The 26,195-nt window shown below is 61.1% G+C and carries 20 protein-coding genes and 1 riboswitch; of the genes, 10 read left to right on the top strand and 10 right to left on the bottom strand.

All coding sequences use genetic code 11. From position 1 onward, the window contains the following. Window positions 1-993 precede the first annotated feature (993 nt). The 3 genes from CRI94_RS14505 to CRI94_RS14495 all read right to left on the bottom strand — a co-directional run bounded on the left by CRI94_RS14505 (window position 994) and on the right by CRI94_RS14495 (window position 3,915). Window positions 994-2,298, bottom strand: a complete 1,305-nt coding sequence (locus tag CRI94_RS14505; RefSeq protein ID WP_098077358.1) for an ABC transporter permease — start codon at window positions 2,296-2,298, stop codon at window positions 994-996. A gap of 54 nt (window positions 2,299-2,352) precedes the next feature. Beyond that, on the bottom strand, window positions 2,353-3,297 hold the full coding sequence (locus tag CRI94_RS14500) for an ABC transporter ATP-binding protein (protein ID WP_098077356.1): 945 nt from the start codon (window positions 3,295-3,297) through the stop codon (window positions 2,353-2,355). A 282-nt stretch (window positions 3,298-3,579) separates the two neighbouring features. Further along, on the bottom strand, window positions 3,580-3,915 hold the full coding sequence (locus CRI94_RS14495) for a hypothetical protein (RefSeq protein WP_245846208.1): 336 nt from the start codon (window positions 3,913-3,915) through the stop codon (window positions 3,580-3,582). Window positions 3,916-4,117: 202 nt separating this feature from the next. Between CRI94_RS14495 and CRI94_RS14490 the strand changes: the two genes are divergently transcribed. Then, window positions 4,118-4,390, top strand: coding sequence for a DUF4290 domain-containing protein (locus CRI94_RS14490; protein WP_098077351.1), 273 nt, complete (start codon window positions 4,118-4,120; stop codon window positions 4,388-4,390). A gap of 407 nt (window positions 4,391-4,797) precedes the next feature. On the opposite strand, the gene ruvC is transcribed toward CRI94_RS14490, so the two are convergent. The 3 genes from ruvC to CRI94_RS14475 all read right to left on the bottom strand — a co-directional run bounded on the left by ruvC (window position 4,798) and on the right by CRI94_RS14475 (window position 8,055). After that, a complete protein-coding gene (gene ruvC, locus CRI94_RS14485) occupies window positions 4,798-5,343 on the bottom strand; it encodes a crossover junction endodeoxyribonuclease RuvC (RefSeq protein ID WP_098077344.1) in 546 nt (181 codons plus the stop codon). Between the two features lie 360 nt (window positions 5,344-5,703). Continuing rightward, window positions 5,704-6,456, bottom strand: a complete 753-nt coding sequence (locus CRI94_RS14480; RefSeq protein WP_098077340.1) for a YebC/PmpR family DNA-binding transcriptional regulator — start codon at window positions 6,454-6,456, stop codon at window positions 5,704-5,706. A 420-nt stretch (window positions 6,457-6,876) separates the two neighbouring features. Continuing rightward, window positions 6,877-8,055, bottom strand: coding sequence for a TMEM43 family protein (locus CRI94_RS14475; RefSeq protein ID WP_098077336.1), 1,179 nt, complete (start codon window positions 8,053-8,055; stop codon window positions 6,877-6,879). Between the two features lie 292 nt (window positions 8,056-8,347). Between CRI94_RS14475 and CRI94_RS14470 the strand changes: the two genes are divergently transcribed. The 3 genes from CRI94_RS14470 to CRI94_RS14460 all read left to right on the top strand — a co-directional run bounded on the left by CRI94_RS14470 (window position 8,348) and on the right by CRI94_RS14460 (window position 11,463). Then, window positions 8,348-9,730: an APC family permease gene (locus CRI94_RS14470; protein WP_098077333.1), complete on the top strand. Its 1,383-nt coding sequence runs from the start codon at window positions 8,348-8,350 to the stop codon at window positions 9,728-9,730. Window positions 9,731-9,811: 81 nt separating this feature from the next. Continuing rightward, complete coding sequence (locus CRI94_RS14465; RefSeq protein WP_098077330.1) at window positions 9,812-10,558, top strand: universal stress protein; 747 nt, start codon at window positions 9,812-9,814, stop codon at window positions 10,556-10,558. Window positions 10,559-10,608: 50 nt separating this feature from the next. Continuing rightward, window positions 10,609-11,463, top strand: a complete 855-nt coding sequence (locus tag CRI94_RS14460) for an alpha/beta hydrolase family protein (protein WP_098077327.1) — start codon at window positions 10,609-10,611, stop codon at window positions 11,461-11,463. A gap of 164 nt (window positions 11,464-11,627) precedes the next feature. Here CRI94_RS14460 and CRI94_RS14455 read toward each other — a convergent pair whose 3' ends face one another. After that, window positions 11,628-11,945 (bottom strand): TfoX/Sxy family protein, encoded by a 318-nt coding sequence (locus CRI94_RS14455; RefSeq protein WP_179862333.1) that lies wholly within the window; start codon window positions 11,943-11,945, stop codon window positions 11,628-11,630. A 323-nt stretch (window positions 11,946-12,268) separates the two neighbouring features. On the opposite strand from CRI94_RS14455, the gene CRI94_RS14450 reads away from it, so the two are divergent. From CRI94_RS14450 to CRI94_RS14440, 3 genes are all read left to right on the top strand, one after another. Next, window positions 12,269-13,045 carry a VOC family protein gene (locus tag CRI94_RS14450; protein WP_098077321.1) on the top strand — a complete coding sequence of 259 codons (777 nt, stop codon included), beginning with the start codon at window positions 12,269-12,271 and terminating at the stop codon, window positions 13,043-13,045. Between the two features lie 104 nt (window positions 13,046-13,149). Next, window positions 13,150-14,442 carry a T9SS type A sorting domain-containing protein gene (locus tag CRI94_RS14445; protein ID WP_098077318.1) on the top strand — a complete coding sequence of 431 codons (1,293 nt, stop codon included), beginning with the start codon at window positions 13,150-13,152 and terminating at the stop codon, window positions 14,440-14,442. A 75-nt stretch (window positions 14,443-14,517) separates the two neighbouring features. Next, window positions 14,518-15,552 (top strand): glycosyltransferase family 4 protein, encoded by a 1,035-nt coding sequence (locus tag CRI94_RS14440; protein WP_098077315.1) that lies wholly within the window; start codon window positions 14,518-14,520, stop codon window positions 15,550-15,552. Here CRI94_RS14440 and CRI94_RS14435 read toward each other — a convergent pair. Then, window positions 15,539-17,332, bottom strand: coding sequence for an LTA synthase family protein (locus CRI94_RS14435; RefSeq protein WP_098077312.1), 1,794 nt, complete (start codon window positions 17,330-17,332; stop codon window positions 15,539-15,541). The two genes, CRI94_RS14440 and CRI94_RS14435, sit on opposite strands and share 14 nt — an antisense overlap. Before the next feature lie 211 nt (window positions 17,333-17,543). Here CRI94_RS14435 and CRI94_RS14430 point away from each other — a divergent pair, with 211 nt between their 5' ends. Together CRI94_RS14430 and CRI94_RS14425 are read left to right on the top strand one after the other, a co-directional pair. Then, window positions 17,544-19,655: a glycoside hydrolase family 97 protein gene (locus CRI94_RS14430; protein ID WP_098077309.1), complete on the top strand. Its 2,112-nt coding sequence runs from the start codon at window positions 17,544-17,546 to the stop codon at window positions 19,653-19,655. A 121-nt stretch (window positions 19,656-19,776) separates the two neighbouring features. Next, window positions 19,777-19,980, top strand: coding sequence for a hypothetical protein (locus tag CRI94_RS14425; protein ID WP_098077306.1), 204 nt, complete (start codon window positions 19,777-19,779; stop codon window positions 19,978-19,980). A 248-nt stretch (window positions 19,981-20,228) separates the two neighbouring features. On the opposite strand, the gene CRI94_RS14420 is transcribed toward CRI94_RS14425, so the two are convergent. Both CRI94_RS14420 and CRI94_RS14415 read right to left on the bottom strand, forming a co-directional pair. Next, window positions 20,229-20,924, bottom strand: coding sequence for a CDP-alcohol phosphatidyltransferase family protein (locus tag CRI94_RS14420; RefSeq protein WP_143815424.1), 696 nt, complete (start codon window positions 20,922-20,924; stop codon window positions 20,229-20,231). 119 nt (window positions 20,925-21,043) lie between these two features. Beyond that, window positions 21,044-21,967 carry an ABC transporter substrate-binding protein gene (locus tag CRI94_RS14415; protein ID WP_098077300.1) on the bottom strand — a complete coding sequence of 308 codons (924 nt, stop codon included), beginning with the start codon at window positions 21,965-21,967 and terminating at the stop codon, window positions 21,044-21,046. Window positions 21,968-22,044: 77 nt separating this feature from the next. Continuing rightward, window positions 22,045-22,140: riboswitch (TPP riboswitch) on the bottom strand. 340 nt (window positions 22,141-22,480) lie between these two features. On the opposite strand from CRI94_RS14415, the gene CRI94_RS14410 reads away from it, so the two are divergent. Continuing rightward, window positions 22,481-26,134: a T9SS type A sorting domain-containing protein gene (locus CRI94_RS14410; protein WP_098077295.1), complete on the top strand. Its 3,654-nt coding sequence runs from the start codon at window positions 22,481-22,483 to the stop codon at window positions 26,132-26,134. Window positions 26,135-26,195 lie beyond the last annotated feature (61 nt).

Below are 26,195 nucleotides of genomic sequence, written 5' to 3'. Positions count from 1 at the left end.
CAGCCGGATGCGGAGCGGTACCGCATGCCGAAACGGCAGATGATTGGAATGCATGATGCATCGAAAAGATCACGGCAGCTTCCGTTCTTACGACCGAGACCGGGAAATCCCGTGTGAAAAGCAGATAGCAACGGATTGAGGGTTGGGGATTGAGGGTTTTGCGTTGAAACGTTGGACCGTTGGACGTTAGATCGTTCAACTCCAATTCCACGCGTTCGCCATCACACCCTTCCCCCATTCTCCCGTTCTCACATTCCTCCAATCCATAAAGGGGCCTGCTTGTCCCGGATTTCAGCGGCACCCAAGCTCTGAACCGTGACCTCTATGGGCCCGGCGACATCGGTAACACGTTGCCTTGGCAGCATGGGTAAGACCTTAGCCCCCGACTCATCCTTTCCCATTTGCTTAGATGCTGGCCAATCGGTTCTCTCGACCGGCATGTTGCTTTTTGGCTTGATCCAAAAAGCAACTCAGACGAGCGAAGCGACTCACGAAGTAAAAAGATCACGCGGCGGTGCCAACCGGCATGACCTCTCTATCGTCGGCCCTCGCGCTTAGCCTGATGTCCACGCCCGAAGCGCGCAAATGCTCAAAAGGGCCCGAAGGGTCATCCCGGTGACTCGACCTCTCTGTAACCCACTTTGCTTGAGCACGGATGACTGCTTCGAGGTCTCAGACAGTGAGCATTTGCCCCTCCGGTCGGTTTCGCTATCCTGCAATCGTTGGCGACGGTTGGAGCGCGCGTCGTCTGTGGCCATCCGGGCGGCTCACCGCGAGGGCCGAGTGCAACGAGGTCATGCCGGTTGGTAAAGGCCGCGGAAAACGAGTTTGTCAGGATGAGAGGCTATCCGTTCATTTTCGATCGGACCAAGCGTCGCAGCGCCGTGCGACGCTTCTTCGTTGAATACCTAGGTCGACATTCCCTTCAGGTCATCCGGCAGCCCGTAAAACCCTGAACCCTGAACTCTGAACTCTGAACGTTGAACCCTGAACCTATCCGTGTTGCCGTGTCGCCCAGCGCGCAATCTCGGACAGGCTGGCGGCTTTTCCATACATGAAGATGCCCACGCGGTAGATACGGCTTGCGAGCCAGATCATCACCATGAAGGTGGCGCCGAGCAGGGCATACGCAATTAGCACCTCCCAGGTCGGTACCGTGGTCGCTGACATGCGCACGGGCATCAGGACCGGCGAGAAGAACGGGATGTGGGAGAGCACCACCGACATCGTGCTGTTGGGAAGCTGAAGGACGTACGTCGCTGCGATGATCGGGATGACGAGCGGGAGGACGACAACGTAGAGCAGGTTCTGGGCGTCCTGTTGCTGCTCCACCGCCGAGCCCACGGCGGCAAACAGGCTGGCGTAGAGCAAGTAGCCGCCGAGGAAGAACATGATGAACCAGAAGATCAGGCTCAGCGGCACGGTCGGAAGAGTGACGCCAGCGGCCTCCATCATCGCCTGGCTGGACGCGTCCGGCGCGACGCCGAGATCGGCCGGGTCAAGAAACAGGGCGAGGATCGTCCCGCCGAAGGTGAGTCCCGCTCCCGCAAGTACAAGCCAGACCACCATCTGCATGAGGCCAAGACTTCCGATGCCCAGGACTTTGCCCATCAGCAACTCGAAGGGTTTCACGGAGGACACCACAACCTCGACGACGCGATTGCTTTTCTCTTCGATGACGCCCTGCATCACGTACTGACCGTAGACAAAGACGGCGATGTACACGGCGAGTGCCATCATCAGCCCGAGTAGTCCGCTGAGTGCGCTCTGCTGCTCGGTGCCCTCTTCCGTGATCGTGTGCGCCGAGAGGTTGAGGTTCGCATTCATGATCTGGCGCACCTCATCCGGCACGTTACGATCCGTGAGGCGGGTGTTGCGCACCGTTCGTTCGATCAGGTTCTCGAGTCGCATCGGGCCGGTCATACCGCCGCTCTCGGTGCTGAAGTAGGCCGGCGTACCCTCGCCGTCGAGCAGCGTCGCAGGGAGCACGAGGTAGGCATCCAGGTCGCCACGGAGGACACGATCCCGCAGCGAGTCGGCAGGAGCATCGCTCGCGGTGAACTGGTAGCGCGTACCATCGCCAGCTTCTGCCTGCAGCGCCGACAGGAGGCGCCCCGTTTCATCGACGACGGCAATCGTCTGGTCGTCGCTCTGCTGCTCGCCCAGGTAGATGAACACAGACGGCAGGATCGACGCGAGCACGATGAAGACCGGGACGAGAAGGGTCGCGAGAATAAACGCCTTCGATCGGGCGCGGCGCCAGAACTCGCTTCGGAGAATGAGGAGAATCTTTTGCATGGGGCGGGAGAGAGGAGGGGAAGGTCAGAGAGGCGTCGGCAGATGAGCGGTTCGTCAGGCGGCGACCGCCTCCTCCTGCATGCGTTGGGCTTCTTGCTCGCCAACGACCTCGACAAAGATCTCGCTCAGCGGCGGAGCAGTGCGCTCGAATCGGTACAGTTCGTCGACGTGTTCGAGGGCGGCATCCAGGACCTGTCGGGCGGGAGTCTCGCCAACGAGAGTCAGTTCCGCACGGTGCGCACTCCGGGTGTTCACGCGAACGGAGCCTGTTTGCAGCAAGTCGTCAATGAAGGCATCCGACCCGTCGAATTCCACGACGACCGTGTTATTGCCAAACTGCCGTTTGACGTCCTGCAGCTCCCCATCGAGAACGATTTCCCCGCGGGCCATCAGGCAGATGTCGTCACACAGCTGTTCGACCTGCTCCATGCGGTGCGAGGCGAAGAGGATCGTGCGGTCGTCCTGTCGAAGCTCCAGGATGATGTCGCGCAGAAGATCCGAGTTGATCGGGTCGAGTCCGCTGAACGGTTCGTCGAGGATCAGGAGCGATGGGTCATGCAGCAGGGTCGCGATGAATTGCACTTTCTGCTGCATGCCCTTCGAGAGCTCCTCCGTCTTCATCGAGGCCCAGTCGGTTGCGTCGAAGCGATCGAGCCAGTAGTCGACGCGGTCCGAGGCATCCGACTTCGACATGCCCTTCAGCCTGCCGAGGTAGACGAGCTGCTCCTTGACGCGCAGCTGCTTGTACAGCCCGCGCTCCTCCGGCAGGTAGCCCATGCGTTGCTGACTCCATTCGCCGACGCGCTTCCCGTCATACCGAATCTCGCCGGTATCTGGCCCGGTGATGTACGTGATCATCCGAATCGTGGATGTCTTTCCCGCGCCGTTCGGGCCGAGCAGACCGAGGATGCGTCCGGGTTCAGCGGAAAACGAGACATCATCAACAGCCGTGGTAGAGCCGTATCGCTTCGTGATGTTGGAGACCTCCAGGTGAGCCATGAACGTGTGCGTGGATTAGGGCCAAGTACGGGACACGAATGTGTGTCGCAGAATCAAAATCTCTACGATGAAACGGATCCGAGTGTTACAAATACATGCGCATTCCTGAACGGTTATATGACAACTGAATGGTTTCTCTGTCAGGGCGCAGGGTCGGCAGGGTTAGCGTTAGGTAGCGCCAGTAGGATAAAAAATATAAAAGCGCACCGGCCGGAGAGCGTCGGCGGTGCGCAGAAAAAGCAGGTAGAAGTTGCCAGCGGCGGAAGCGGGGAGCGGCGTCGCTCAGAGTTTAGCGAGCTTCTCCTGTGGAATCTTAATGAGATACCGCTGGTCCATGATCTCCTCATGGACGTCGAATTCGCCGGTGCCCCGGAAGTCCACGGCAATGTCAGATCCGTTCACGCGTTTGATTTCTCCGATGCCGTAATAGACCGGATGCGGGCCGTAGTAGACGAGTTGGCCTTTCTGGAGATTGCGATTGCGGATCGCGTCGCGGTGGAAAGCTGGGATCCGAGGAAGCAGCTCCAACCGATACGGACTGGAATGGGCGCTGGACTCCGTGCTCATGGTCTTGATGCTTTGGTGACGACTGCTTCCATGTACGGGACGAGTTGGCATGGAGTTCGGTAGAACCGTAGGGGTGGTGGGCAACACCGACCCGACCCTGGCGTACAAATGGAACGATTTTTAGCGGCTACACCGGCAGGTGCCGAGCGGAACGTTCCTCAGAATGCTCCTTCGTGTGCCGAGGTTTCCGCAGCGGGCTAGGTCGTTCTCTGCCGACTGTAATCCTTGTTTCTTCTACACATCTCGCTGTACGATGCGATACGACAACGTGATGGTCGACCGTCAGGTGGGCCGAAATGCAGAACTGTTCTCCCGCTCGATTGCCGACCTCGATTCCCGCGAGGAGCGCTATCCCTACCTTCGGATTTTGGTGAGCCTCGTCGAGCAGGCACATCCCGAGTGGAAGTCCACGCCGACCAAGGACGACCAGGTAACGGATCTAGTGGTTCGCCTCAGTGACGGAAAGCTGGATGAGGAGGAGGTGAAGGACGTGCTAAAGATGAAGACCAAGGAGAAGAAGCGGTAATAACCTGTTTGGCAGATGGGTCTCAAAAACGTAAGCTCGGCCGTTCATGTCGATTCGCAGGCCTGATTGTGGTCCTATGGCACGTGTGCTATAGACACGGTGCGCAAAACGAACGAGGCCTGGTTGCGCAGGCGTCCCGAAGACCGACCGTTGGGAGGGCCGTCCTTTGGGAGGGCCGAAGGCTGTCCGCCTAACAGGTTCTGAAACGGTTCTCTTCCCAACTTGGAGCCGCTTCGAGGACACAGGGTGGGCGATCCCAAGGGCACTCGCTCGTTCAGCTCTCAGCGCACGCGACGGTGTGGATCTCGTCTCGTGGGGCTACGTCGCCCGCCGGGTCGTTCCCCATTGAGGGGCCTCCTTTCAGTCGACCCCGGCTTCAAATCTATCTGCCAAACAGGTTCCCGGTCTCACTCGGACACGCGGTCCGGGTTATTGGCGACAAAGCTGGCCCAGCCCGTGTAGGATTGCGTTTCGCCGTGCGAGCCCCGATTCGAGTGGCAGAGGGCGACCGCGAGAGCGTCCGCAGCGTCATGCGTGAACCCACTGGTGCCCTTCTCTAAATTCAAGATGGAGCGCACCATGTACTGAACCTGCGTCTTCGAGGCGTTGCCGTTCCCCGTGACGGACTTCTTGATCTCCTTCGGCGTGTACTGCGCGACGGAAAGATCCTGATTCAGTCCGGCGAGCATGGCGGCGGCCTGAGCGCGGCCGAGCTTGAGCATGGACTGAGGGTTCTGGCCGTACACCGGCATTTCGATGGCCAATGCGTCGGGCGTGTGCTCGCAGATCAGGTCCGTGAGCGCGTCGAAGATTTCCTTGAGCCGATCCGGGTGGCTGTCTGACGTGTCGAGGCGGACGGTCCCGAAGGCTACCGGCGTCTCGTCCCCTGAGCTTGCGTCAATGATGCCATAGCCGGTTACGCGCGATCCGGGGTCGATGCCGAGAATGAGCATGTATGAGTTCAGAGTTCAGGGTTCAAGGTTCAAGGCTAACTACCAGACACTTTCACTGGGACCTGTGTCTCTTCCACTGTCCCTAGCGCGGCTACTCCGACATGAATGGGAGTATGTGGGTATGGGCGTGTGAGAGTGCGTCATTTCTCGACGATAGTGCCTCGCTTTCGAGACGTGTGAGACTGACGCGGTCCGTTTCTCAAGTCGCCCGGAACCATTCCGTGGTGAAATCGAACTGTCCGGTACCTAGAGTTCAGCGTTCATCGTCGTGAGCCGAAGTGGACACTGGCGTCTTCCGTGAGCCTGCCGGGACCGCGCGCGGACAATCCTATCTACTACAAGCCACAATCAATCTACGAGTCACTCGTCTGAGTCTAGGGCGAGGGCTTCGCCGTTGACGTCGAGCGTGGTGTAGACGGCGTCGACGTCGTCGTGGTCTTCGATCTGCTCGATCAGGTTGCGGACGGTTTCCGTCTGGCTTTCGTCCAGGGCCACAGTTGTTGCCGGGATGCGCACAAGGTCGGCGCTTTCCGTCTCGATTCCCGCGTCTTCGAGCGCGGATTCCACATTGCTGAACGCGTCGACGGATGACGTCACCACGTACACATCTCCTTCGGTCTGAAGGTCTTCCGCTCCGGCGTCGACGACGAGTTCGAATAGCTCGAGTTCGTCGGTTTCCGAAACCGGGATCTCGAACTGTCCCTTCTGTTCGAAGAGATAGCCGACAGAGCCGTCTTTTCCGAGGTTGCCGTCGTATTGCTTGAAGAGGTGGCGCAGGTCGGCGACGGTTCGGTTCGTATTGTCGGTCATCGCCTCGATGAAGACCGCGACCCCGTGCGGAGCGTAGCCTTCGTAGGAGGCCGGCTCGTAGTTCTGTCCCTCCAGTTCGCCGGTGCCGCGCTTGATGGCCCGCTCGATCGTGTCCTTGGCCATGTTCTCGGCCTCAGCTCGCTCGATCGCTTGCGCGAGCGTCGCGTTCATGTCCGGGTCGCCTCCACCTTCTCGGGCGGCGGTAGCAATTTCACGAGAGAGGCGCGCCCAGATCTTCGACTTTTTCTTGTCCTCCTTCGCCTTCTGGCGCTTGATTTTCGACCATTTATTGTGTCCAGCCATCCGTTCGGTCGCGTTGGTGATGCAGTCCGGTTGCAAGAACGTCTATACGGCTTCGGCTCTCTTTTCGATCCCCATGAGGCACTCGCCACAGGGTATTCGCCGTACGCGGCAGCAGTATGTGGTCCCGGATAGGGGATAAGCCGACAACCAGTCGTGCGACGTCTGAATGGGTCTTCTCCGTCTACCGGTCTTTAGATCGTACGGGAATCCATTCGTCGGTGGTATCGAGTAGGGTTTTGCAGGAAAGGATGGATGCGACGTGGGCATTCTGTTTCTTCGTTCGCGATCGGTGCCGTGATAGCCCTTCTGTCCGCCCTTCCGACGGCCGAGGTAGCGACCGCGATGGCCGGATGCCGAAGTGATCGTCGCGGCGTTTTGAGACTACGGCAGGTGCTTCCGCCGAATGCCTGTAATTGACGCTTACACCGGACTCGGCGCCGGCGACTCCGAAGCAGACGAGGCGTCCGCCCGTCCCCGCATCCATACGACGAGACCCACGACGGCGGCAGCGACCACCAGCAATCCGATGCCGACCAGTGGGCGGTAGACGATCCATCCGAGCGCAATGGTGACGAGGGCGAAGGGAATAGCAATCAAGAACGACACAAGGCCGAAACCCGTCTCCAGCAAATTCCCCAGGAATGGAACCACGTCGGCCACCACTGTAAGTGGGCGGAAGACGAGCGAGAGTCCGAATGTCATGAGCAGGATTCCGAGCCCGCGCAGGCCCCATGTCCACATCGTGTTGCTCGCCTGAGCCGATTCGAACATTGAAGCGGCGCTGTGCGTGCCGGATTCTAGCATCGACACCGTCTGTCCGTTCGATGTTTGGTACGCCTCAAACGAATCGCCCGTCTGCTTAGCGACGATGCTGACGGGGCCAGATGCAACAGCGTCGAACGTGACTCGGATGTCGCCGACCTGAGGTGTCGCAGGGTCGCCCGAGTAGAGCGTTCCACCTTGCGACGTGATGTCATGCTCGGCTTCGATGGCGGTGCGCTCGTCCGGCGTCGGCACGTAGTCATCGTAGCTCCCGATGCCGTCGGCCATCGAGCCGGGGAGACGGAACGCTCCCACCGTTACGGGATGCGCCACGTCCGACCATTCCGAAAACGGCATTGGGCCCGGGTTTTCGTGCCCAGCGGATTTCTCGAATTCCTCGGAGTCAATGGGACGCGAAGCCCACGTTTTCGAGTACGAGTACGTGGTGACGGTCTCCTCGCTGCCGCCCAGCTTCTTTTGAGTCTCCTGGGAGGTTTCTTCCGTCCATTGGTACATTTCCACGGACCGACGTAGCTTCAACGCTGACGCCTCGATGCCGAAAATAGGATCGGTTAGCGTGGCGTCGCTGGTCGCGCGTCCAGTCACGTGCACGAGCTGGCCGTCCAGCTCAGGGTCGACGGCATCGGGCGAAGTGGTCACGACGGACGCTGCGCCTTCATCGAGGCTGCGGGCGGTTTTTACGGCGCGACCCTCGTTCCAAAACAGCAGAGGAAACGCCACCAGAAATATCAGTATGCCGAAAAGGACGCCGGTGATGGAATCCCAGAGGCGATTGAGCCAGGATTCGCTGGTCACTTCGGTGTATTCGTCGGGCATGAGATGCGGTAATGTGAGACGGAGAGCAGAAGAGACAAGAAAACACGTTCGTTAGACTCGACGTAAGTTCTGTGCCTTTATGTCGTTGGTTAGCGTAGTGATGATTTCCGTCTCGCTTTTCGAATTTATCGGAGATTGAGACCGGGCGTGCTGTTACACGTCGGCAGGGGACGAGCACCCTTCGACAGGAATCATCGCTGTGCGGCTTCGTGTGCATAAGGCCCGGTTGCGTCACAGGTCAACGTGGCCTGAACGGATCTCACGTGCGCCCTTACCCTGAGATTGTGCTGTCATGAGCGAGTCGAACACGTCGTCCCGCAATTCAGGGCCGCCACTCAAAGTAGAAGCCGAGTCGCCCAACACGGAACTGGAGCGATCACTCGGGTTCGTCGAGGCGATGGCCATCGGAACGGGGACCATGGTCGGCGCTGGAATCTTCGTGTTTCCCGGTCTCGCGGCCGGTCAGGCCGGCCCGGCGGCGATGCTGTCGTTCGCGATTGGGGCTGTCATTGCGATGCTCGTGGCATTGCCGACGGCCGAACTTGCGACCGCGATGCCCGAGTCCGGCGGTGGCTACTACTTCATCTCGCGCGGACTCGGAGCGTTTCTCGGAAGCCTCGTTGGGATCGGGCAGTGGCTGGGGCTGATCTTCGCGTCGGCATTCTACCTGATGGGGTTTGCCTACTACCTCTCCGATGTGCTCAGTGTGCTGGGGATGACGGCGTCGCTGCCGGTGCAGGCCGTGGCGTTCATGACGGTCGTGGTGCTGACCGGCGTGAGCATCACCGGGACGAAGAACACCGGCGACCTGCAGAGTGCTATCGTCGGGTTGCTGCTGGTGATTCTGGCGGGCTTCCTCGGCCACGGCCTGCTCGACGCGCTTGGCTTCTTCGGGCGGGAGACGGTGCCTGAGTCGTACTTCCCATATGGCATTATGCCGGTCTTCACGACAGCCGCACTGGTCTTCACCTCGTACCTCGGCTTTGCACAGATTGCTACGGTTGCAGGGGAGATTAAAGACCCGGCGCGTAACCTGCCGCGGGCGATGATCGGAAGCGTCCTCCTCGTTGGCGTGCTGTACGTGCTCACCATCTTCCTCAGCACCAGCATCGTAGGGAGCGAAGCGCTCTCCGGGTTGGGGGAGACAGCCATTGTCGAGGTAGCCCGGGCGATCTTCGGCACGGTCGGGGCCGCGGCCATTCTGACGGGTGGTCTGCTCGCGACACTGTCGAGCGCCAACGCGTCCATTCTGAGCTCGTCGCGTTCCCTCTTCGCGCTGAGTCGCGACTCCCTCGTGCCCGACAAGATGCGCGAGATCAACCGGAAATTTCGGACGCCGCACATCGCGCTCCTCCTCACGGGCGTTCCGATCGCGGGGCTGATCCTGTTCGGCCAGGTGGAGGTGCTGGCGGAGGTCGCCTCGCTACTGCACCTGGTGATGTACGGCCTGATGTGCATCACGCTTCTGGTGATGCGAGCCCGACAACCGGCATCGTATGACCCAGACTTCCGGTGCCCCGGCTCACCGGTGCTTCCCGCGCTCGGCGCGCTCGCCAGCTTCGGGCTCATCGCGTTCATGCAGCCGCTCTCAATCGGGCTCGGTTTCGGCGTTCTGATTGCTGCTGCTCTCTGGCACGTGTTCTATGCGCGGGACGTGGACATCGTCTACGAGTGAGTCTGCACGGATGTGCAGGGCAGCGCTTCCCCTGTACTGGTTTCGCACTTCGAATTCCCCATTTCGACCTGGTTTTCCGCTATGCACACTCCGTCCAGCATCCTGATCGACGTTGAACTTCCGGATCCGAGTCCGCTCCCTCCGGCGCTCGTGAAGCTCGTCTCATCGCTGCGGGTGGTTATCGTCGGATGGTACGAGGTGCCGGAGCAGACCTCTCCAGAGCAGGCACGTGAGCAGTTCGAGGACGAAGCAGGAGACGCACTGCAGGAGATCGCCACGCCCTTCGAGGAAGCCGGAGCTGATGTCACGCAGCGGCTCGTGTTCACCGGCAACGTGTTCGACACGGTGAGCCGCATTTCCGTCGAGGAGAATTGCGACGCCGTGTACATCGCGCGGCCCGCGAAGCAGCTGCAGAATGTGCTGGTACCGCTACGCGGGACGCACAACATTGAGGAAATCATGGCGTTCGTGGCCGATCTCCTGAAAGAGCGCGAGACGAAGGTGACGATGCTTCACGTCATAGAGAAGGGCGAGAGCGAGGAGAAGGTGCTTTCGCAGATCATCGAACCGGCACGGGCCCGGATTACGGATCAGGGGATCGACGACGCCATGTTGTCCGACCGGCTCATTGCATCCGACGACCCGGCCGATGTAATCATCGAGGAGGCCGAAAAATACGACCTGGTTGTGCTAGGAGAGACGGAGCCGACGATCAGAGACATCTTGTTCGGCACGGTGCCGGAACGCATCGCGACCAACAGCAATGTGCCGGTGATGGTCGTGCGCCATCTAGCGGACGAAGAGCCCGCGGCAGAGGCGACCTCGTAGCCTCGAGACGGCACTCTGTGTTCGCCCTCAACCCCTCTTCCTTGAATTCGATGACTGACGCTTCCGTGCGAACCCTGGACATTCCTGCCATCGACGGCTTCTCGCTGGCGGCGTCGCGTTTTGGGCCTGAGGAGCCGGCGACGGTCGTGGTGGTGGCTGCGGCGACGGGCGTTCGGCGCAAGCTGTACCGAGCGCTTGCAGAGGATTTTGCCGAGCGCGGTGTTGGCGTCGTCACGTTCGATTACCGGGGAACAGGCGGCAGCCTTCCTGATTCCCTTCGTGGATTCGAGGCGTCTATGCGTGACTGGGCCGTGCGAGATCTTGGAGGCGTGGTGCGATGGGCGGCCGAGCGGTATCCGGAGGCACGCCGCGTTGTGCTGGGACACAGCTACGGTGGGTGCGCCGTCGGGATGATTCCCAACGCACCTCAGGTCGATGCCGTGGTCGTGGTGGCGGCACCGAATGCCTACTGGGGACACTGGCCGTCGCCGCAGCGGTATGGATACGCCGCGCTCTGGTATGCGGGAATGCCGATGCTATCGCGCGCCTGCGGCTTCTTCCCGGGCCGGGCGCTCGGTCTCGGCGAGGACCTGCCGAAGGACGTGGCGCTACAGTGGGCGCGTTGGTCTCGCCGGCCGGAGTACGTCGGCGAGTACGCGGGGCACGCAGCCTTCGATCGCCCCATCTTCGCCTACAGTTTCACGGATGATGCCTTTGCGCCGAAGGACTCCGTGGATGCGATGATGGCCGAGTACAGCAGCGCGAGGATCGATCGCCACCACATCGCTCCGTCGGCTGTCGGTGCCGACCGGATCGGGCATTTCGGCTTCTTCCGTCCGGGACGCGTGCCCGGACTGTGGGACCAGGTCGCGGCGTGGATTGCAGAAACAGATACCGCCTTGTAGAATTGCCAGATCCATTTCTCTTTTCCCCGACCGTGTGGAAGTTTCCTGTATAGGGAAACGTCAAACGCCCCGCTCAGCCGGGGCCGAGGACGGGGCGCTGCGGGAGAGAGTAAAGCGGAGAGAGTACGTGGAGAGTAATTCGTCCGTCGCAAACCCACGAGGCATCAAGCAGCGACGCTACCCGCGTGTTCAACCCACGTCGTGAGGGCATCATTATCTTCGAGGATGGCGTCAGGCACGCGGAAGTAGGACGCCTGAGCTACGCCTCCGCCGGCATTATACGGGGTTGCTCCCTGCTCTTCGAAGGAGGCACGATGGTCGTCGCCAGCGCGAAGATAGACGGCATCATCTTCGACAACACCGATCTGAGCATCATCGATGTATAGACCGATGGTACCAAGCATCATGCGAGCCTCAATGTCGGAAGCCACGGTACCGATGCGATCAACCAGCTTCTTCTGTTCGTCGGAAAGAAAGGACATGAATGATGGAGGATCGGGCAGGCAGAAGGGGGTGATAAGCACTTCCCCGAGGAGCAAAAAGCAGACCGGCCGGCGAGACATGACGCAAATTTATGGATGCGCACCTCAAGCAACCACGAACGTTTGCGAGAACTCGTGGGACTGAGACCTGAGCTGAATGTACTCGCGATCGGGATGACCTAGAGTGCTATCGTCTACTAGACTCGCCAAGACAAGGTGAGGCTCGGCGAGTTCATCGATTAGCCCTTCTGAAATCGGCGAACCCATCGCCGCGGCGCGGGTACTGCAGATCGCGAACCTGCCCTTCCGCTGACCTCACCGCCATGTTCTGGGCCCAGCTCAAGACGCCGGATCTCGACGCCGTAATGGCGTTCTACTCGGCCCTCCTCGGCTGGCGGGTCGATGTGAACACGGGCGGACCGGGTCTGCCGAAGGGAGCGTGCGTGTTGGGTGGCACGACGGAGCCGGTCGCGGGAATGGCGTCCATGAGCGCATGGGAGGTGCAGCAGGACGAGCCGCCTCGGTGGACGCCCTTTGTGCCGACGCCGGATGCCGTCGCGATGACGGAGCGAGCCCAGTTCCACGGTGCAACCCTGATCGAACCGGCGATGCCTGCGGGCGGCGACGGATGGCGTGCAGTGTTGTCGGATCCAACGGGCGCCGAGTTCGGCATCTGGGAAACAACGCCGTCCGCCGCCGCTCCGCCGATTGAGGTCTCCGAGAATCCTGCACCCGGGTCCCTGGTCTGGTCGGAGCTTCAGACGACCGACCCGTACGCGGCTCGCGATTTCTATGGCGACCTGCTGGTGTGGTCGTGCGTCGACGATCATCCGAGCGACGAATTCCTCGGCGACGATATCCGCTTTTCCCGCGGGAACGCTCCCATTGCCCGTCTGCGGTCCGTGACGCGCGCCGAGGTATCGGATGCGCCGCGCTGGCTCCCGGGATTTGCCGTCGAGAACCTGGATGAAGCAGCGAAACGTGCAGGTGATCTCGGCGGGGCAGCCCACGAGCCGCCGTCGGAATTGGAGTGCGAGCGTCCGGAGGTCGTGGTACTCGATGATCCCACAGGTGCGTCGTGCTTGCTCGTCGCATCGTGAGAGGGGGCACTCATCCTGCGGTGAGGGGAAAATATGCGTGGCGAGCACGAGCGACTTATACTGTATTCGCTGTTCCCCTCTTGCCTACGCCTCAGACCTCCTAGATGACACACATTCGAATCGTTCGACTCCCGCTCGCGCCCCTTCTTCTCGTCCTCGTCTTCCTTAGCTGGAATCAACCGGTTTGGGCCCAGCAACCGACGCTCCCTTACGTTGAGGATTTTGAGACAGACGGGCTCGGTTCGCGCTACACGGCATCGAACATTTTCTACGATGGGTCCAACGATCATTTTCAGCGAACGGATGGCGTGTCGTCCGGGCAGGTTTTGTCGAATGTGAGTGCTCCGTACTCGGGGATCGAAGGAACGTATTTTTGGGCAGGAGAGGATCTGGACGATGGTGGAGGTGACGGTCTGCCGGTCAAAACGTTGACGCTTCAGGAAGTCGACGTGTCGGGTGCGACAGAGCTCCGGTTCCTCGGGCGATTTGCAGCTGGTTGCAACGAAGGAGAGCAGTTTAGCTGCTACGATTTAAGCGATTCGCTCGTCGTGCGGTACAGCACGGACGGAGGCGCCACATATACCACCGGCTTACAGTTCTCGTATGTCCAGCGAACGACTTCCAGCGGTTCCATCGATGGGTTCAACGAGCCACTGGCCGTCGATGGGGACTTTGACGGAAATGGCGAGGGTGTAGAACTCAAGCCGGAGATGGCACGCTTTGGATTCGACATCCCGACGCCTGCCAGCTCTGTCATCATCCAAATTGAGGCGCATATCGATGGCGCCGCCGAAGAATTTGCGTTCGATGACCTGCGTCTGGAGCCGGTGGCCCTTCCCGTCGAGCTGTCGGCGTTCAACGCAGTTGCCTCTGAAGCGACAGCGGTGCTCACCTGGAAAACCCTAAGCGAAACCAATAACGCAGGATTCCATGTGCTTCATCAGGCGCCGGGCTCGACTGACTGGGCGTCCATTGGCTTTTTGGACGGTGCCGGTACGATCAGCGAGCCACGCTCCTATCGGTTTGAGTCCAGACCGCTTTCTGGCGGCACGCACCAGTTTCGCTTGCGTCAAGTCGACATCGATGGAACCGCGACCCTTTCGGATCCAAAGATGGTTCGGATCCAAGAGACCGGAAAGCTGAACATCGAAGGAGCGAACCCGGTTCGGGCAGGTCGTGATATCCGCGTGTCGGTGCGTACGAACGAATCACAGCAAATCGAAGTGGACCTGTACAATGTTCTCGGGCAGCGTGTCCGCTTGGTCATGAGGGGCGCTGCTTCAGCATCTGGTATACAGACAACCGTTTCGACGGCGGATCTCGCGACGGGGGTTTACTTCTTCCAACTGCGAAGTCAGAGTGGCGTCGAAGTCCGAAGAATCACCGTCGTCCGTTGACGACCGCTCTGCTGATGACAGTGGATACCTCGATCGCTCTTGTCAACGGGATGAGACTCGTTGTCCTGCCGCTTCATGATTTTCATCGTACCCGACATTGCCGGCACGCCAACCGGCGGCAACGTCTACAATCGCCGGATCCTGGACGCGTGGCCGCAGGGGTCACCGCCGCCGGACGTGGTGACCTGGCCGGTCGATGCCGGGCCGGCGGACCCGCTTCGCGCGATCGGGGACGCCGAAACCGTGGTCGTGGACAGCCTCTGTCTGCAGCATGACGACGCCCTCCGGGCCGTGCGTGCGCAGAGGCCGAACGCCCGGTTGATTCTCCTCGCGCACTACCTGAATTGTGTCGATCCGCGCGCGTCCGATGCGTCGAAGGCCGACGGCGAGCGAGGGCTGCTGCCGCTGTTCGATGGGGCCGTCACGCCAAGCGAGTACGTTCGAACGGCGCTGATTCGTGAGGGAATGCAGCCGGACGCGGTGTGCGTGGTCCCGCCGGGACTGGACGCCAGATTTCGGCCGACGGTGCCGGACCGACTCGACCGTTGCCGACCGGTTCAGCTTCTCACGGTCGCGAACGTTCTGCCCGGAAAAGGGCTCGACGTGCTTCTGGAGGCGCTGCGCACGATCCAGGAGCTCGACTGGACGTGGCGGCTGATTGGAGGGACCGACCTCGACGCCGAGTACGCCGAGTCATTTCGAGAACAGCTTCAGGCGTCTCCAATTCGGGGGCGCGTCCGGTGGGAGGGAGTTGTCGATAGCCATGCGATGCCGGCGGCATACGATAACGCCGATTTCTTCGTGCTGCCGACGCGCTTCGAGACGTGCAGCATGGCAACGCGAGAGGCGATGGCGCGCGGGATGCCGGTGGTGGCGTCGAAGGTTGGCGGCTTGCCGGAAAACCTCGCGGGCGCTGCGGCCGGTCACCTTGTGCCGCCCGATGACGCAGATGCTCTGGCCGACGCCCTGCGGGATCTCATCGTGCATCCGGAGCGGCGCCGCGCGATGGGTGAGACCGCCTGGGACCGGAGCACGCACTTCCCGGCCTGGCCGGACGCCGCCCGGCGCTTCGCTCAATTCGCCCGCAGCCTGTCCGTTATCGAACGATAATGGAGCGAGGCACGCCCTCCGGTTTTAATGGCGGAAGAGAGGCTCGTTTTTGCGCGGAAGTATCGGCCGCTACGAGCGAACGAACCGTCAGAGAGAACAGCCCTTCGTGCTTCCACTGCGGAACGTTGTTGGCCCGCAGTCCCGGGACGAAGCCGCTGTCTGTGAACGGCTGGACGAGCGACGGATCGCGGCTCAGGATGTGGATCGGCACGTCGAACGTCTCGGACGGGACGATCGGCGGCTGGTGGTCGCCCATCAGGATGACGAGGCTGCCGTCCGGGGCATCCCGCAGCAGGTACTGAACGAGCACCTCCATCTCGAATGCCACGTGGCGCAGGTAGCGGATCTTGGCCGGCTGGTCGAAGATGCGTGGCGCGGTGATGGAGTCTGGCAGCAGGTACGGAGGGTGCGCTTTCGCGGCGAGCCGGTCGCGGACATCCGACGTGTTGCCCTCGTTGAAGTCAGACCAGTGGTCGATGACCGGCGGAAGGCCGTAATTCCAGAGAGCGTGGGAGAGGACGGTTTCGAAGAAATAGAAGAACGGCCGTCCGGCCTCCGCGGCGGGTTTGAGGTGGCGTTCGTGGGACACGCCGAGGCTGTACTGATCAGACATCGGCACGACACCCCATCCGTAGGTTGGCCCTTCGTAATCGAGGTCGTCGCGGTGGAGCAGCACGTCGAAGCCGTACGGGTTTGTAATCTCTAGCCCGGGTCGGGCGACAGTGTAGGGCTGGCAGGTGACAGTGAGGTAGCCCTGATCGCTGAGGAATCGGACGAGCGACGGGACATCCTCCGGCGTTCCCTGGAAGCGCTCGTAGAGGAGCTGGTGGTCGACGCGGGTGCCGAGCAGGACCGAGGCGATGGCGAGCCACGACCGTCCGCCGCGCACCGGCGCTTCCGACAGCGCGGAGGCCGAGTGCCAGCCCGCCTGCGAGAGCGTATCTTGGACGACAGACATCATGTCGCGGTACGGTCCGCGAAGCTCCGGGTCCTGCTTCAGCACCTCGCCGAGCGACTCAATCATGTAGAGGTAGACGTGCGGCTTTCGGTCGAGCGCGACGTTTTCGTAGCCAAAGTACGTCGAGTCGACCGGCGCCCGGCCGAGGGTGTCCAGCATCGTGTAGAGCCGCGCCGAGGCCTGCGCGTTCTCCGTCACCTTTGCCGCAACGGTTCGCACGCGCGTTCGCTCGTTTGACGTCTGATACGTCAGGTTCTCGGTGCCCCATTCCTGCGCCGGAGCGATCACGAAGACGATCGGCCACGCGATGAGGTGGACGGTCGCGAGCGAGAACTGCGCCCGTCGTGACCCGGCGCCGATGCTTGAAGCGAGGCGGACGGCATGCGGCACGATCCAGGCGAGGCCGGCGGCTGCAGTAAGCCCGACAATAGCCAGTCCGCCGGTTTGCCACGAGAGGCTGTCGAGCGCGAAGTAGGAGACATCGACGAGGTATTGCACGTCCTCCGCGAAGAGGCCGCTCCGCTGGAAGGCCGTGTACGCGACCGCGTCGTAGATCTGGTAGAACAGGACGAAGAACACGCCGGCCGTAGCGATGCGCAGGCCCCACCGACGGACGGCGTCCATCGGCAGATGCATCGCGAGCACAGCGAAGGTTAGTAGCACTAGCACGTCCACCGAGAGCGGCGCATACGGACTGATCGGCAGCGGAGAGACGGTCGCCGGGAGGAACGGCAGCAGGTTCAGCAGCAACCAGGCGCCGAGGAAAATGCCGAAGGATCGCCACGAAGAGGAATCTTCGGGCGTGCGGATTGTCGAGAACATCTACGGAGAGTGGTGCGAGGTGAGACAGCGTGGGGGCGATGCGTTCACGCCCGGAGCGGCGGTAGGATCCGGTCGAGCGTGCGGGATGGTTCACGATGTACCCGCGAGAGGGGAAGCGATTCTGTTCGGGTACTTCGTCAGCCAGGTTTGCGTGTTTGTGACCGGTCTCTGCATCTTGGGTACCCGATGACAGCCCAGCATGACGCCGCCTATGCGTTCGTTTCTCGTCTCCTTCCTGCTCCTCACCTTGACCCATTTGCCCGTGAGCGCGCAGCCCGTCTCCGTCACATCCCCGGACGGCTCCCTTACCGTCCATCTTTCAGAAAATGACGGGCGTATCTCCTATCGCGCGACGCGGTCGGGGAAGCCGGTGATCGAATCATCGCGCCTCGGCCTGGAACTGCACGACAACATTTCGCTTGCCGAGGATCTGACCTTGACCGACATGCGAACGGCGTCGGTCGACACGACGTGGGAGCAGGTCTGGGGGCAGGAGCGCTATGTTCGCAACCGCTACAACGAGCTCCGGGCGACGTATGAAACGACGGGTGACGCGACGCGAACCCTGGTCGTTATCGTCCGCGCCTTCGATGACGGCCTCGCCTTTCGCTACGAGATCCCGGAGCAGCCACACCTCGGGAGCTTCCAGATTCTGAACGAAGTGACGGAGTTCAGCTTGCGCGAAGACCCGACGGCCTGGTGGATCGAGGCGTATGAGCCGAGGCGCTACGAGTATCTGTACGAGGAGTCGGATCTGAGCGAGGCGGCCGATACGCTGCACACGCCGCTCACGATGAAGACCGGTAACGGTCGTTTTCTAAGCATCCACGAGGCGGCGCTGACGAATTACTCGAGCATGACGCTCGCCCGAAACGGGGACAAAATGTTGGAAGCGGATCTCGTCCCGTGGTCCGACGGCACGAAGGTGAAAACCTCCGCTCCGATGACGTCGCCCTGGCGGACGGTGCAGGTCACGGACACGGCGGGAGAGCTCCTGACATCGCGGATGATCCTGAACCTGAACGAGCCGAATCGTCTGGAAAACACCGGCTGGATCGATCCCGGGAAGTACGTCGGCGTGTGGTGGGAAATGCATCTTGGGACCTCGACGTGGGGCTCCGGCCCGAAGCACGGCGCGACCACCGAGAACGTGAAGCGCTACATCGACTTCGCCGCCGAGCACGGGTTCGACGGCGTTCTCGTCGAAGGCTGGAACGAGGGCTGGGACGGCGACTGGACGAAGAACGGCGACGCGTTCGAGTTCACGACGTCGTATCCGGACTTCGAGATGGATGAACTGGCCGACTATGCGCTCGAGAAGGGCACACGCTTGATCGGGCATCACGAGACGGCCGGGGGCGTGATGAATTACGAAGATCAGCTACCGGAGGCGTTCGATTACTACCAAGAGCACGGAGTTCGCGCCGTAAAGACGGGCTATGTCACGCCGGGCCGGTCGATCAAGCGGATGACGGACGATGGCGACATTGCGCTGGAGTGGCATCACGGACAATACATGGTGAACCACTACCGCCACGTCGTGAAGACGGCGGCCGAGCACGAGCTCATGATCAATGCGCACGAGCCGATCAAGCCGACGGGCATTCGCCGGACCTTTCCCAATATGCTCACGCGGGAAGGGGCGCGCGGGCAAGAGTTCAATGCCCCGTGGGCCGATGGCAACGGTCCGGCGCACACGGTCACGCTACCGTTCACGCGCCTGCTTGCGGGTCCGATGGATTTCACGCCTGGCATCTTTCAGCTTGTCGATGCAGGGGATGAGCCAGAACACTCCGTCCCGACGACAATAGCGAAGCAGCTCGCGCTATACGTCACGCTCTACAGTCCGCTGCACATGGCTGCGGATCTGCCGCGGAATTACGAGGAGCGGCCGGAGGCCTTTCAGTTCATCGTCGATGTCCCGACGAACTGGGCGGAGACGCGCGTTCTACACGCTGTGATCGGGGATTACCTGACCGTGGTGCGGAGGGCGTGGAATGGCGACGACTGGTACCTCGGTAGCACCACCGACGAGGAGGAGCGCACGTTGAAGGCGCCGCTGACCTTTCTCGAGTCGGGCGTACCCTACGTCGCCGAGGTGTACCGGGACGCCGAAGATGCCCACTGGAAAACCAACCCGCTCGCGTTTGATCACACGAAGGTGCTCGTGGATGACGCAACCACGCTCACGCTCCGTCTCGCGCCGAGCGGCGGCACCGCGATCCGCTTCCGCCCGGTCTCAAACGAGGATGTAGGCGTTGGCATCGGCGATTGCAGGGGAGATGTCGTGTGCGACGCGGACTTCGTGCCGGTGTCCAAGTGACAGTTGCGGCGCAAACGGTGCAAAGAAGCATGATCCCTGCGACGTGAATCTGTATGGTTGTACCGATACAGGCCGGGTCTACGTATTCCGGTTAACGATTCTACGAACGTTTTCTTTTGAAATGATGACCTACCGAACGGGACTTCATGTTGCGATATCCGCCGCCGTCGCCCTGGTTGCCACGCTGATTATCCACTATTTCAGCGATGCGACCCTGGCTGAACTGATGAGCTGGTTTGTCTTTTTTGCGTTCATTCAGTTCGGTGTGGTGCGGAAGCTGTACCAGCGCCGGTGTGAGCGGTGCTCGGATGGACGGGTGAAGTGAGCTTCGATTCGATCTTGAGCGGCTTGCTCGTGATGCGATTGAGCAGATGGGCCGCGGCCCGTTCCGTCCAGAGGCGGTCTCATACCCAATCCAAATTCTAATGTCGGGGTCTGCTACGTTCGCCCGGGTGCTTCAAACCGCAGAACCAAGCATGGATCGTTCCCAGCGACGCCCTTTTTCCCTTTATCGACCGAACCATCCCCAGCGGCCGAGGCACAGCACCCGGACAGCGTCATTTGGATTCAGTATCAGGTGTGTCGGACCGACCACAGCCACCACGTGTAGCGGCCGAACGAGTAGAGCAGCGCTGTGGCCGCGAGGCCGACGAGGGGCTGCGTAACCGCCGGGTACGGGAGAAACGCCGCGAGCATGGCGAGGACGACGCCGACGTAAATGATGCGGGCCCACGACGACCGGTACTCCTTTCCTACGTGTGGCTGCAGAAGGAAGAGCGCCACGACGAAGAGGTAGCGCAACAGGCCGAGGCCGACGACCCAGGGCGAGAGCAGTCCGGATGTCGTCGTCATCAGGCAGAGGACGAGGAGGAAGAATGCGTCGGTTTCCTTGTCGAAGAACTCCCCAAACTCCGACGACAACTCGTAATGGCGCGCGAGCCAGCCGTCGATACCGTCCGCAATCAGGATGACGAGTCCCACGCCGATCGGGGCCGCGGGGCCAAGCGAGGCGGGGAGAAGTGGAAGGGCGAGCACCATCGCAAGTCGCACGGCCGTCACCGTGTTGGCCCGCCCGAAGCCGCCGTCCGGCGTCCACTTGTGCCGGGACTGTGCGACGAGCAGTAGCAACGCAGCGCCGCCGGTGACAATAACCGGGAGCGTTGCGTCAACGACGAGGCTCACCGCGGTTGCAGCGAGCACGCCGAGAGCATTCAGTAGGGACCAGCGCTCAATCGGTGTCGCGGATCGAAGGGTGCGAGAAGAGGGCACAGAGAGGGGCGCGTTGGCGAAAGAGGGCGTAGCCGTTCGCAGGGAACGGCTACGGTAACAAGCATGCTTCTCGACTCAAACGCAACCAGGCCCCGTCTCCGGGCAGTCACAACGGCCAATCAGGCCGCTGGGTTGGGCGCGAGCTCAGGGAGGGCGAGGTCGTTCGTCCAGTACGACACCGGTGCGTCAGGCGCGTCGATCAGGTGGCGCTTGATCATCCACGCTTCCAGTTGATCGTAATACCGATCCGTCATGCTGAAGTCGTGCGTGAAGCATGGAATGGTGGCGTCGAAGATGGCCGAGGTGAGTTCGTCGTTCGCGTCCGTTCCCGTGTGCTCGAAGTAGATGCGCCGGGCCTCGTCCGGCTTCTCGTGAACAACGTCGATCCCGCGGCGAAGAATCTGCGTGAGCGTCTGAAAGAGCTCGCGTTCGACGGTCAGTTTCTCCTGCGATGTAATCAGGATGAGCTGGCAGAAGTCCGGCACGCCCCAGTCTTTCAGGGCGAAGAAGTCGACATCCAGCCCGCGGTGCAGCCCCTCGACAATTTCGAAGTTATAGAACGCGAGGGTCGCGACATCCGCTTCGTCCTCGGCCAGAGCGTCGGTGTGGTAGAAACCTTTGTTTACCGGCGTGAAATCCTCGACGTCATACGTTCCACCGTCCGTTTCGATCATCGTGCCGACGATCGCCGGACCGCCGGGGCCCGGAGCGCCCGGATACTGAATCCGAGCGCCGGCCATGTCGCTCGGGCGCTGGATGTCGCCGTCCGTTCGGTACATGACGCCTCCGTTCGTGTGGAGGAAGCGGGCGAAGCCGACGACGGAGTGGCCGGCGGCGCCATCCTCGACGAGGTGAAGCGGTTCGGTAATGGCAAGGTCCATCGTGCCGTCTTCGATTGCGTCGACGGCGTCCAGGTGTTCTTCCGGCTCGATGACTTCGAGGTCGATGCCGGCGTCGCGAAACCAGCCGTATTCTTTCGCGATCAGGAGGGGGGTGTGGTCCGGGTTCAGAAACCACTCAAGTCCTAGGCGTACGGTTGTCATACGAGAATAGCAGGTCGTGATAGAAAAGGACACGCGTGCTGAGGACCTGCACAACCGATGTGATCGTGCGACACGCAGGTAGGGCGGGCACGCTTTTCCTTCGTCGGTACGAGCCGAATCAGGTTCAAAGGGTATGATCTCAGCCCGTTGCGGGGGCACCCCCAGCGACTTTCTCTACGACGGCCGTCGTTGCAGGTTCGGGCTCAGTCGCCCGCAGACGGCACAATGGTGTGAAGCGAGGCGAGGTATGGGGTTTGGGGTTTGCGGGGTGAGGGGGGGCGTGGGGGCTAGGATGCGCCCGAGTGCGACCGGCACTGGTTAGTGTGGTTTTGGTGTGTGGATTTACGGTTTCAGCGGTGGTCTAAGTCTCCATCTCTTTCAGTTTATCGATCGGATAGGTATCATGTATCCTATTTAATGCTCGAAGCATGCGAGTATTTCAGAATTTGAGTCTCTCATCGATTCGAGTTCGAGAGTAGGCCCATTTATTTCGGTTTAAACGGTCGACATATTTTGCGCGGTTCGCTTGTTCTTCTGTGCTTCGCACTTCTGTCCACATCCACCTTCCCGTCGCGCGGTCAACATGCCGGTGAGCGGTCGAGCACCGGTCCGCCGGATGCGATCCACGCACCGGATGCACGAAGCACGCTCCTCGAATTCCAACCCGGTAAGCAGGGCTCGCGCCGACTTATCGGAAAGGCAAGTTCGACAACGTCGTTCATGCGTCGTGGTATCGACCTTGACGGCGTGTACGATAGCTCGAGCAGCTGGGGGGATTACGACGGCGATGGCGACCTCGATCTGGTGGTTACGGGCTATGACGCCAATCGTGACGAGGTGACGCGGGTCTACCGGAATGACGGCACCGGCGGGTTCACCGATGTCGGAGCGAACCTTGCCGGTGTGGCGATCGGTTCGGGCGATTGGGCAGACTACGACGGCGACGGAGATCTCGATCTGGTTATCAGCGGCGACCACGGCCAGTCGGGGGAGATCGCGGTGATTTATCGAAATGATGGAGGCGTATTCACGGATATTCGTGCCGGGCTCGACGGCCTCGTCCTGGGCTCGAGCCACTGGGGAGACTACGATGACGACGGAGACCCGGACCTGGTCATCACCGGCCTTGAGGACGGCAGTAATCCGAGTGCGACCATCTACCGGAATGACGGTGGCGGCACATTCACGGACATCGGCGCGAGCCTTGACGGCGTGGTATTCAGTTCGAGCGACTGGGGCGACTACGACGGCGATGGAGATCTGGACCTGATTATCACCGGCTCCGACTTTGTCAATCACGCGTCCACCGTTTATCGAAATGACAATGGGACGTTTACAGACATTGGGGCTGGGCTCGAGGGGGCGTCGAACGGGAGCGCCAGGTGGGGCGATTACGACAACGACGGAGACCTGGATCTCGCCATCACGGGACGAAATAACAATTCGTCATACCTGGCGATGATTTACCGGAACGACAATGGCAGCTTCACCGATATCGGCGCCGGTCTTGCTGCCGTACGGGGTAGCACGGTTGACTGGGGAGATTTCGACGGGGACAACGACCTCGATCTCCTCGTCAGTGGCTACGATGTCAATGAGCAGCGAACGGCCCGGATTTATCGAAACGAAAACGGCTCGTTCGTCGACATCAACGCCGGCGTGACTGGCACGTCAAGAGGATCGAGTCAGTGGGGGGACTACGACGCAGACGGTGACCTCGACCTCGTTCTGACTGGTCTGAATGACGTTTCCGGCGGTCCATCGGTGTCCGTGTACGTCAACCGCACGATCCAAAACCTTCCAAATCGAACGCCCTCGTTCGGACGCGATACCGGTGAGAGTGTCGTGATGGGCGGGGCATCGACCACGCGGTTCATCGAGGCCGGAGACATCGACGGTGACCCGCTCACTCTTCAACTCGTGCAGGGTGCCGGTGTCGGCACATTTACCGATTACGGAAATGGAATCGCGTCACTGGTCGTCTCCCCGACAAAAGCAGAGGCCGGACGATCTTACACGTTCAGCATCGAGGCGACCGACAATGACGGCGCAACCACGACCAAAACGTTTACGATCGATGTACCGTCGACCTTTGCCATCCAAAGCACGAGCGTCGACGGGGCAGCGATAGGGAGCAGTCGCTGGGGCGATTACGACCGCGATGGCGATCTAGATCTCGTGGTCACCGGTCGAAATAGCAACTGGGATCGTTCAGTCACGATTTATCGCAACGACGACGGCGCGTTTACGGACATTAACGCTGGATTGACGCCCGTAGCGTACGGCTCCGGCAGCTGGGGCGACTACGACGGTGACGGCGATCTCGACCTGATTGTCACCGGACTTCTCGCGGATGACGTGAACACCGCGACAGCAACCCTCTATCGGAACGACGGTAATGACACGTTCACCGATATCGGGGCGGGGATTACCGGAGGCAGCGAGTCCAGCGACTGGGGCGATTACGACGGCGACGGTGATCTCGACCTCCTTCTGACGGGCTGGGATGGTGACGGGAATTTAGCCTCGACCATCTACCGCAACGATAATGGGAGCTTCACCGATATTGGCGCCGGTCTTACGGGCGTGTACAGCGGCGCCGGCCGATGGGGGGATTACGATCGCGACGGGGACCTCGACGTTATCTTGATCGGTGAGACGTCCGGTTCGGACGAAATCGCCACCCTTTATCGCAACGATAGTGGGGTGTTTACAGAAGCAGCCGCGGGGCTGGTTGGCGTGTCGCTCGGCTCCATCAGTTGGGGGGATTACGATCGCGACGGCGATATCGATCTGGCGATCAATGGACGTACAGCTGACTACAAAGCGTCGACGATCATTTATCGCAACGACAATGGATCGTTTGTAGATATCGGCGCTGATTTTCGCGGCGTGGTTGGCAGTTGCAAATGGGGAGATTACGACGCCGACGGGGACCTCGACCTGTTCGTGATCGGCGACAGCGGGGCCAAGGCGGACGCTGCCATGTACCGAAACGACGATGGGAATTTCCGTCGCGTAGACATGGGGTTTACGGCCGTCGAGCTCAACGCGGTCGACTGGGCGGACATGGATGCCGACGGAGATCCGGATCTCGTTGCCATGGGTATCGATCCGGGCACGGGTCCGACAACCCACATCTACGAAAATCTCAACGCCCCGGGGGCGCCGTCTCAGTCCGCAATCTCCATTGTAGATGGGCCGGGCCTCCTCTCGGCCGGCAACACGGGCATAAAACTCGATTTTGCCGCCCAGACCGCGACGTCGTCCGCTCATGTCACGGTGGCCCGTTTTGAGACCCCACCGGCCGGGATTGAGGGGATGCCGGACGAAGAGAACGTCAGCGACTACCGAATCGTGATCGCGACTGAACCCGGGATGAGCATCGGCAGCGGTACAACCGTGCGCTTCGACCTAAGTCAGTTCAGAGGGGTAACCGACCCGAGCGATATTACCGCGTACTCCCGACCGGGGACGGGTTCGGGAGCGTTCAGGGCTCTTCCCACGACCGTCGAATCGAACGGGGCCACAACGGAGTTGGTCGCCGAGGTCAATCATTTCAGCGAATTTGTTTTCTCGAGTCCGTCAAATCCGCTCCCTGTCGAACTGTCGGACCTGACTGCGATCGTCGACGATGGCAACGTCCTCGTTCAGTGGCAAACGGCGGGAGAGACGAACAATGCCGGCTTCGTCGTCGAGCGAAGAGCGATCGGACCGTCGGTACAGGCAAGCGCATGGACGAACGTCGGATTCGTCGACGGGCGGGGCTCGACCGTAGAGTCGCACCGCTATCGGTTCGTCGACACGAACCTCCCCTATCAGGCCGACCGGATGGAATACCGGCTGCGCCAGATGGACACCGACGGCACGGCAACCCTCTCGGCGGTCGTATCTGTTGATCGTGCGGCGGGCCGCGAGCTCCGGAATCCCTTTCCGAATCCGGTTCACTCCGTCGCTACGCTCCGCTACACCGTGCCGGAAGGAGAGAACATGCGTCTGGTTCTCTATGACATTCTCGGCCGCCAGGTTCGCGTCATCGCCTCGGGGCGCGGCACCGGGCGCACGGAGCAGCAACTGACCGTCAGCGGCCTGGCCAGCGGCACATATTTTCTACGGCTCGAAGCAGGAGGCCAGATGATGACGCGCACCGTGACTGTTACGCGGTAAACAGTACGGCCGCGGAGTCAAGCGCGTCAAGCGGCTGGACGCAGAATGAGGTCGCCTCGTC

The organism is Longibacter salinarum (assembly GCF_002554795.1).
In the GTDB taxonomy this organism is placed as follows: domain Bacteria; phylum Bacteroidota; class Rhodothermia; order Rhodothermales; family Salinibacteraceae; genus Longibacter; species Longibacter salinarum.
Note: the sequence above shows the minus strand (reverse complement) of the source record. Positions and strands in the feature narration are given on the sequence as shown.

Coding starts and splice junctions, on each gene's coding strand:
- CRI94_RS14505 (WP_098077358.1), bottom strand. CDS start 2,298: ATGCAAAAGATTCTCCTCATTCTCCGAAGCGAGTTCTGGCGCCGCGCC.
- CRI94_RS14490 (WP_098077351.1), top strand. CDS start 4,118: ATGCGATACGACAACGTGATGGTCGACCGTCAGGTGGGCCGAAATGCA.
- CRI94_RS14500 (WP_098077356.1), bottom strand. CDS start 3,297: ATGGCTCACCTGGAGGTCTCCAACATCACGAAGCGATACGGCTCTACC.
- CRI94_RS14440 (WP_098077315.1), top strand. CDS start 14,518: ATGATTTTCATCGTACCCGACATTGCCGGCACGCCAACCGGCGGCAAC.
- CRI94_RS14460 (WP_098077327.1), top strand. CDS start 10,609: ATGACTGACGCTTCCGTGCGAACCCTGGACATTCCTGCCATCGACGGC.
- CRI94_RS14425 (WP_098077306.1), top strand. CDS start 19,777: ATGATGACCTACCGAACGGGACTTCATGTTGCGATATCCGCCGCCGTC.
- CRI94_RS14470 (WP_098077333.1), top strand. CDS start 8,348: ATGAGCGAGTCGAACACGTCGTCCCGCAATTCAGGGCCGCCACTCAAA.
- CRI94_RS14435 (WP_098077312.1), bottom strand. CDS start 17,332: ATGTTCTCGACAATCCGCACGCCCGAAGATTCCTCTTCGTGGCGATCC.
- CRI94_RS14480 (WP_098077340.1), bottom strand. CDS start 6,456: ATGGCTGGACACAATAAATGGTCGAAAATCAAGCGCCAGAAGGCGAAG.
- CRI94_RS14445 (WP_098077318.1), top strand. CDS start 13,150: ATGACACACATTCGAATCGTTCGACTCCCGCTCGCGCCCCTTCTTCTC.
- CRI94_RS14475 (WP_098077336.1), bottom strand. CDS start 8,055: ATGCCCGACGAATACACCGAAGTGACCAGCGAATCCTGGCTCAATCGC.
- CRI94_RS14465 (WP_098077330.1), top strand. CDS start 9,812: ATGCACACTCCGTCCAGCATCCTGATCGACGTTGAACTTCCGGATCCG.
- ruvC (WP_098077344.1), bottom strand. CDS start 5,343: ATGCTCATTCTCGGCATCGACCCCGGATCGCGCGTAACCGGCTATGGC.
- CRI94_RS14450 (WP_098077321.1), top strand. CDS start 12,269: ATGTTCTGGGCCCAGCTCAAGACGCCGGATCTCGACGCCGTAATGGCG.
- CRI94_RS14455 (WP_179862333.1), bottom strand. CDS start 11,945: ATGTCCTTTCTTTCCGACGAACAGAAGAAGCTGGTTGATCGCATCGGT.
- CRI94_RS14430 (WP_098077309.1), top strand. CDS start 17,544: ATGCGTTCGTTTCTCGTCTCCTTCCTGCTCCTCACCTTGACCCATTTG.
- CRI94_RS14415 (WP_098077300.1), bottom strand. CDS start 21,967: ATGACAACCGTACGCCTAGGACTTGAGTGGTTTCTGAACCCGGACCAC.
- CRI94_RS14495 (WP_245846208.1), bottom strand. CDS start 3,915: ATGCCAACTCGTCCCGTACATGGAAGCAGTCGTCACCAAAGCATCAAG.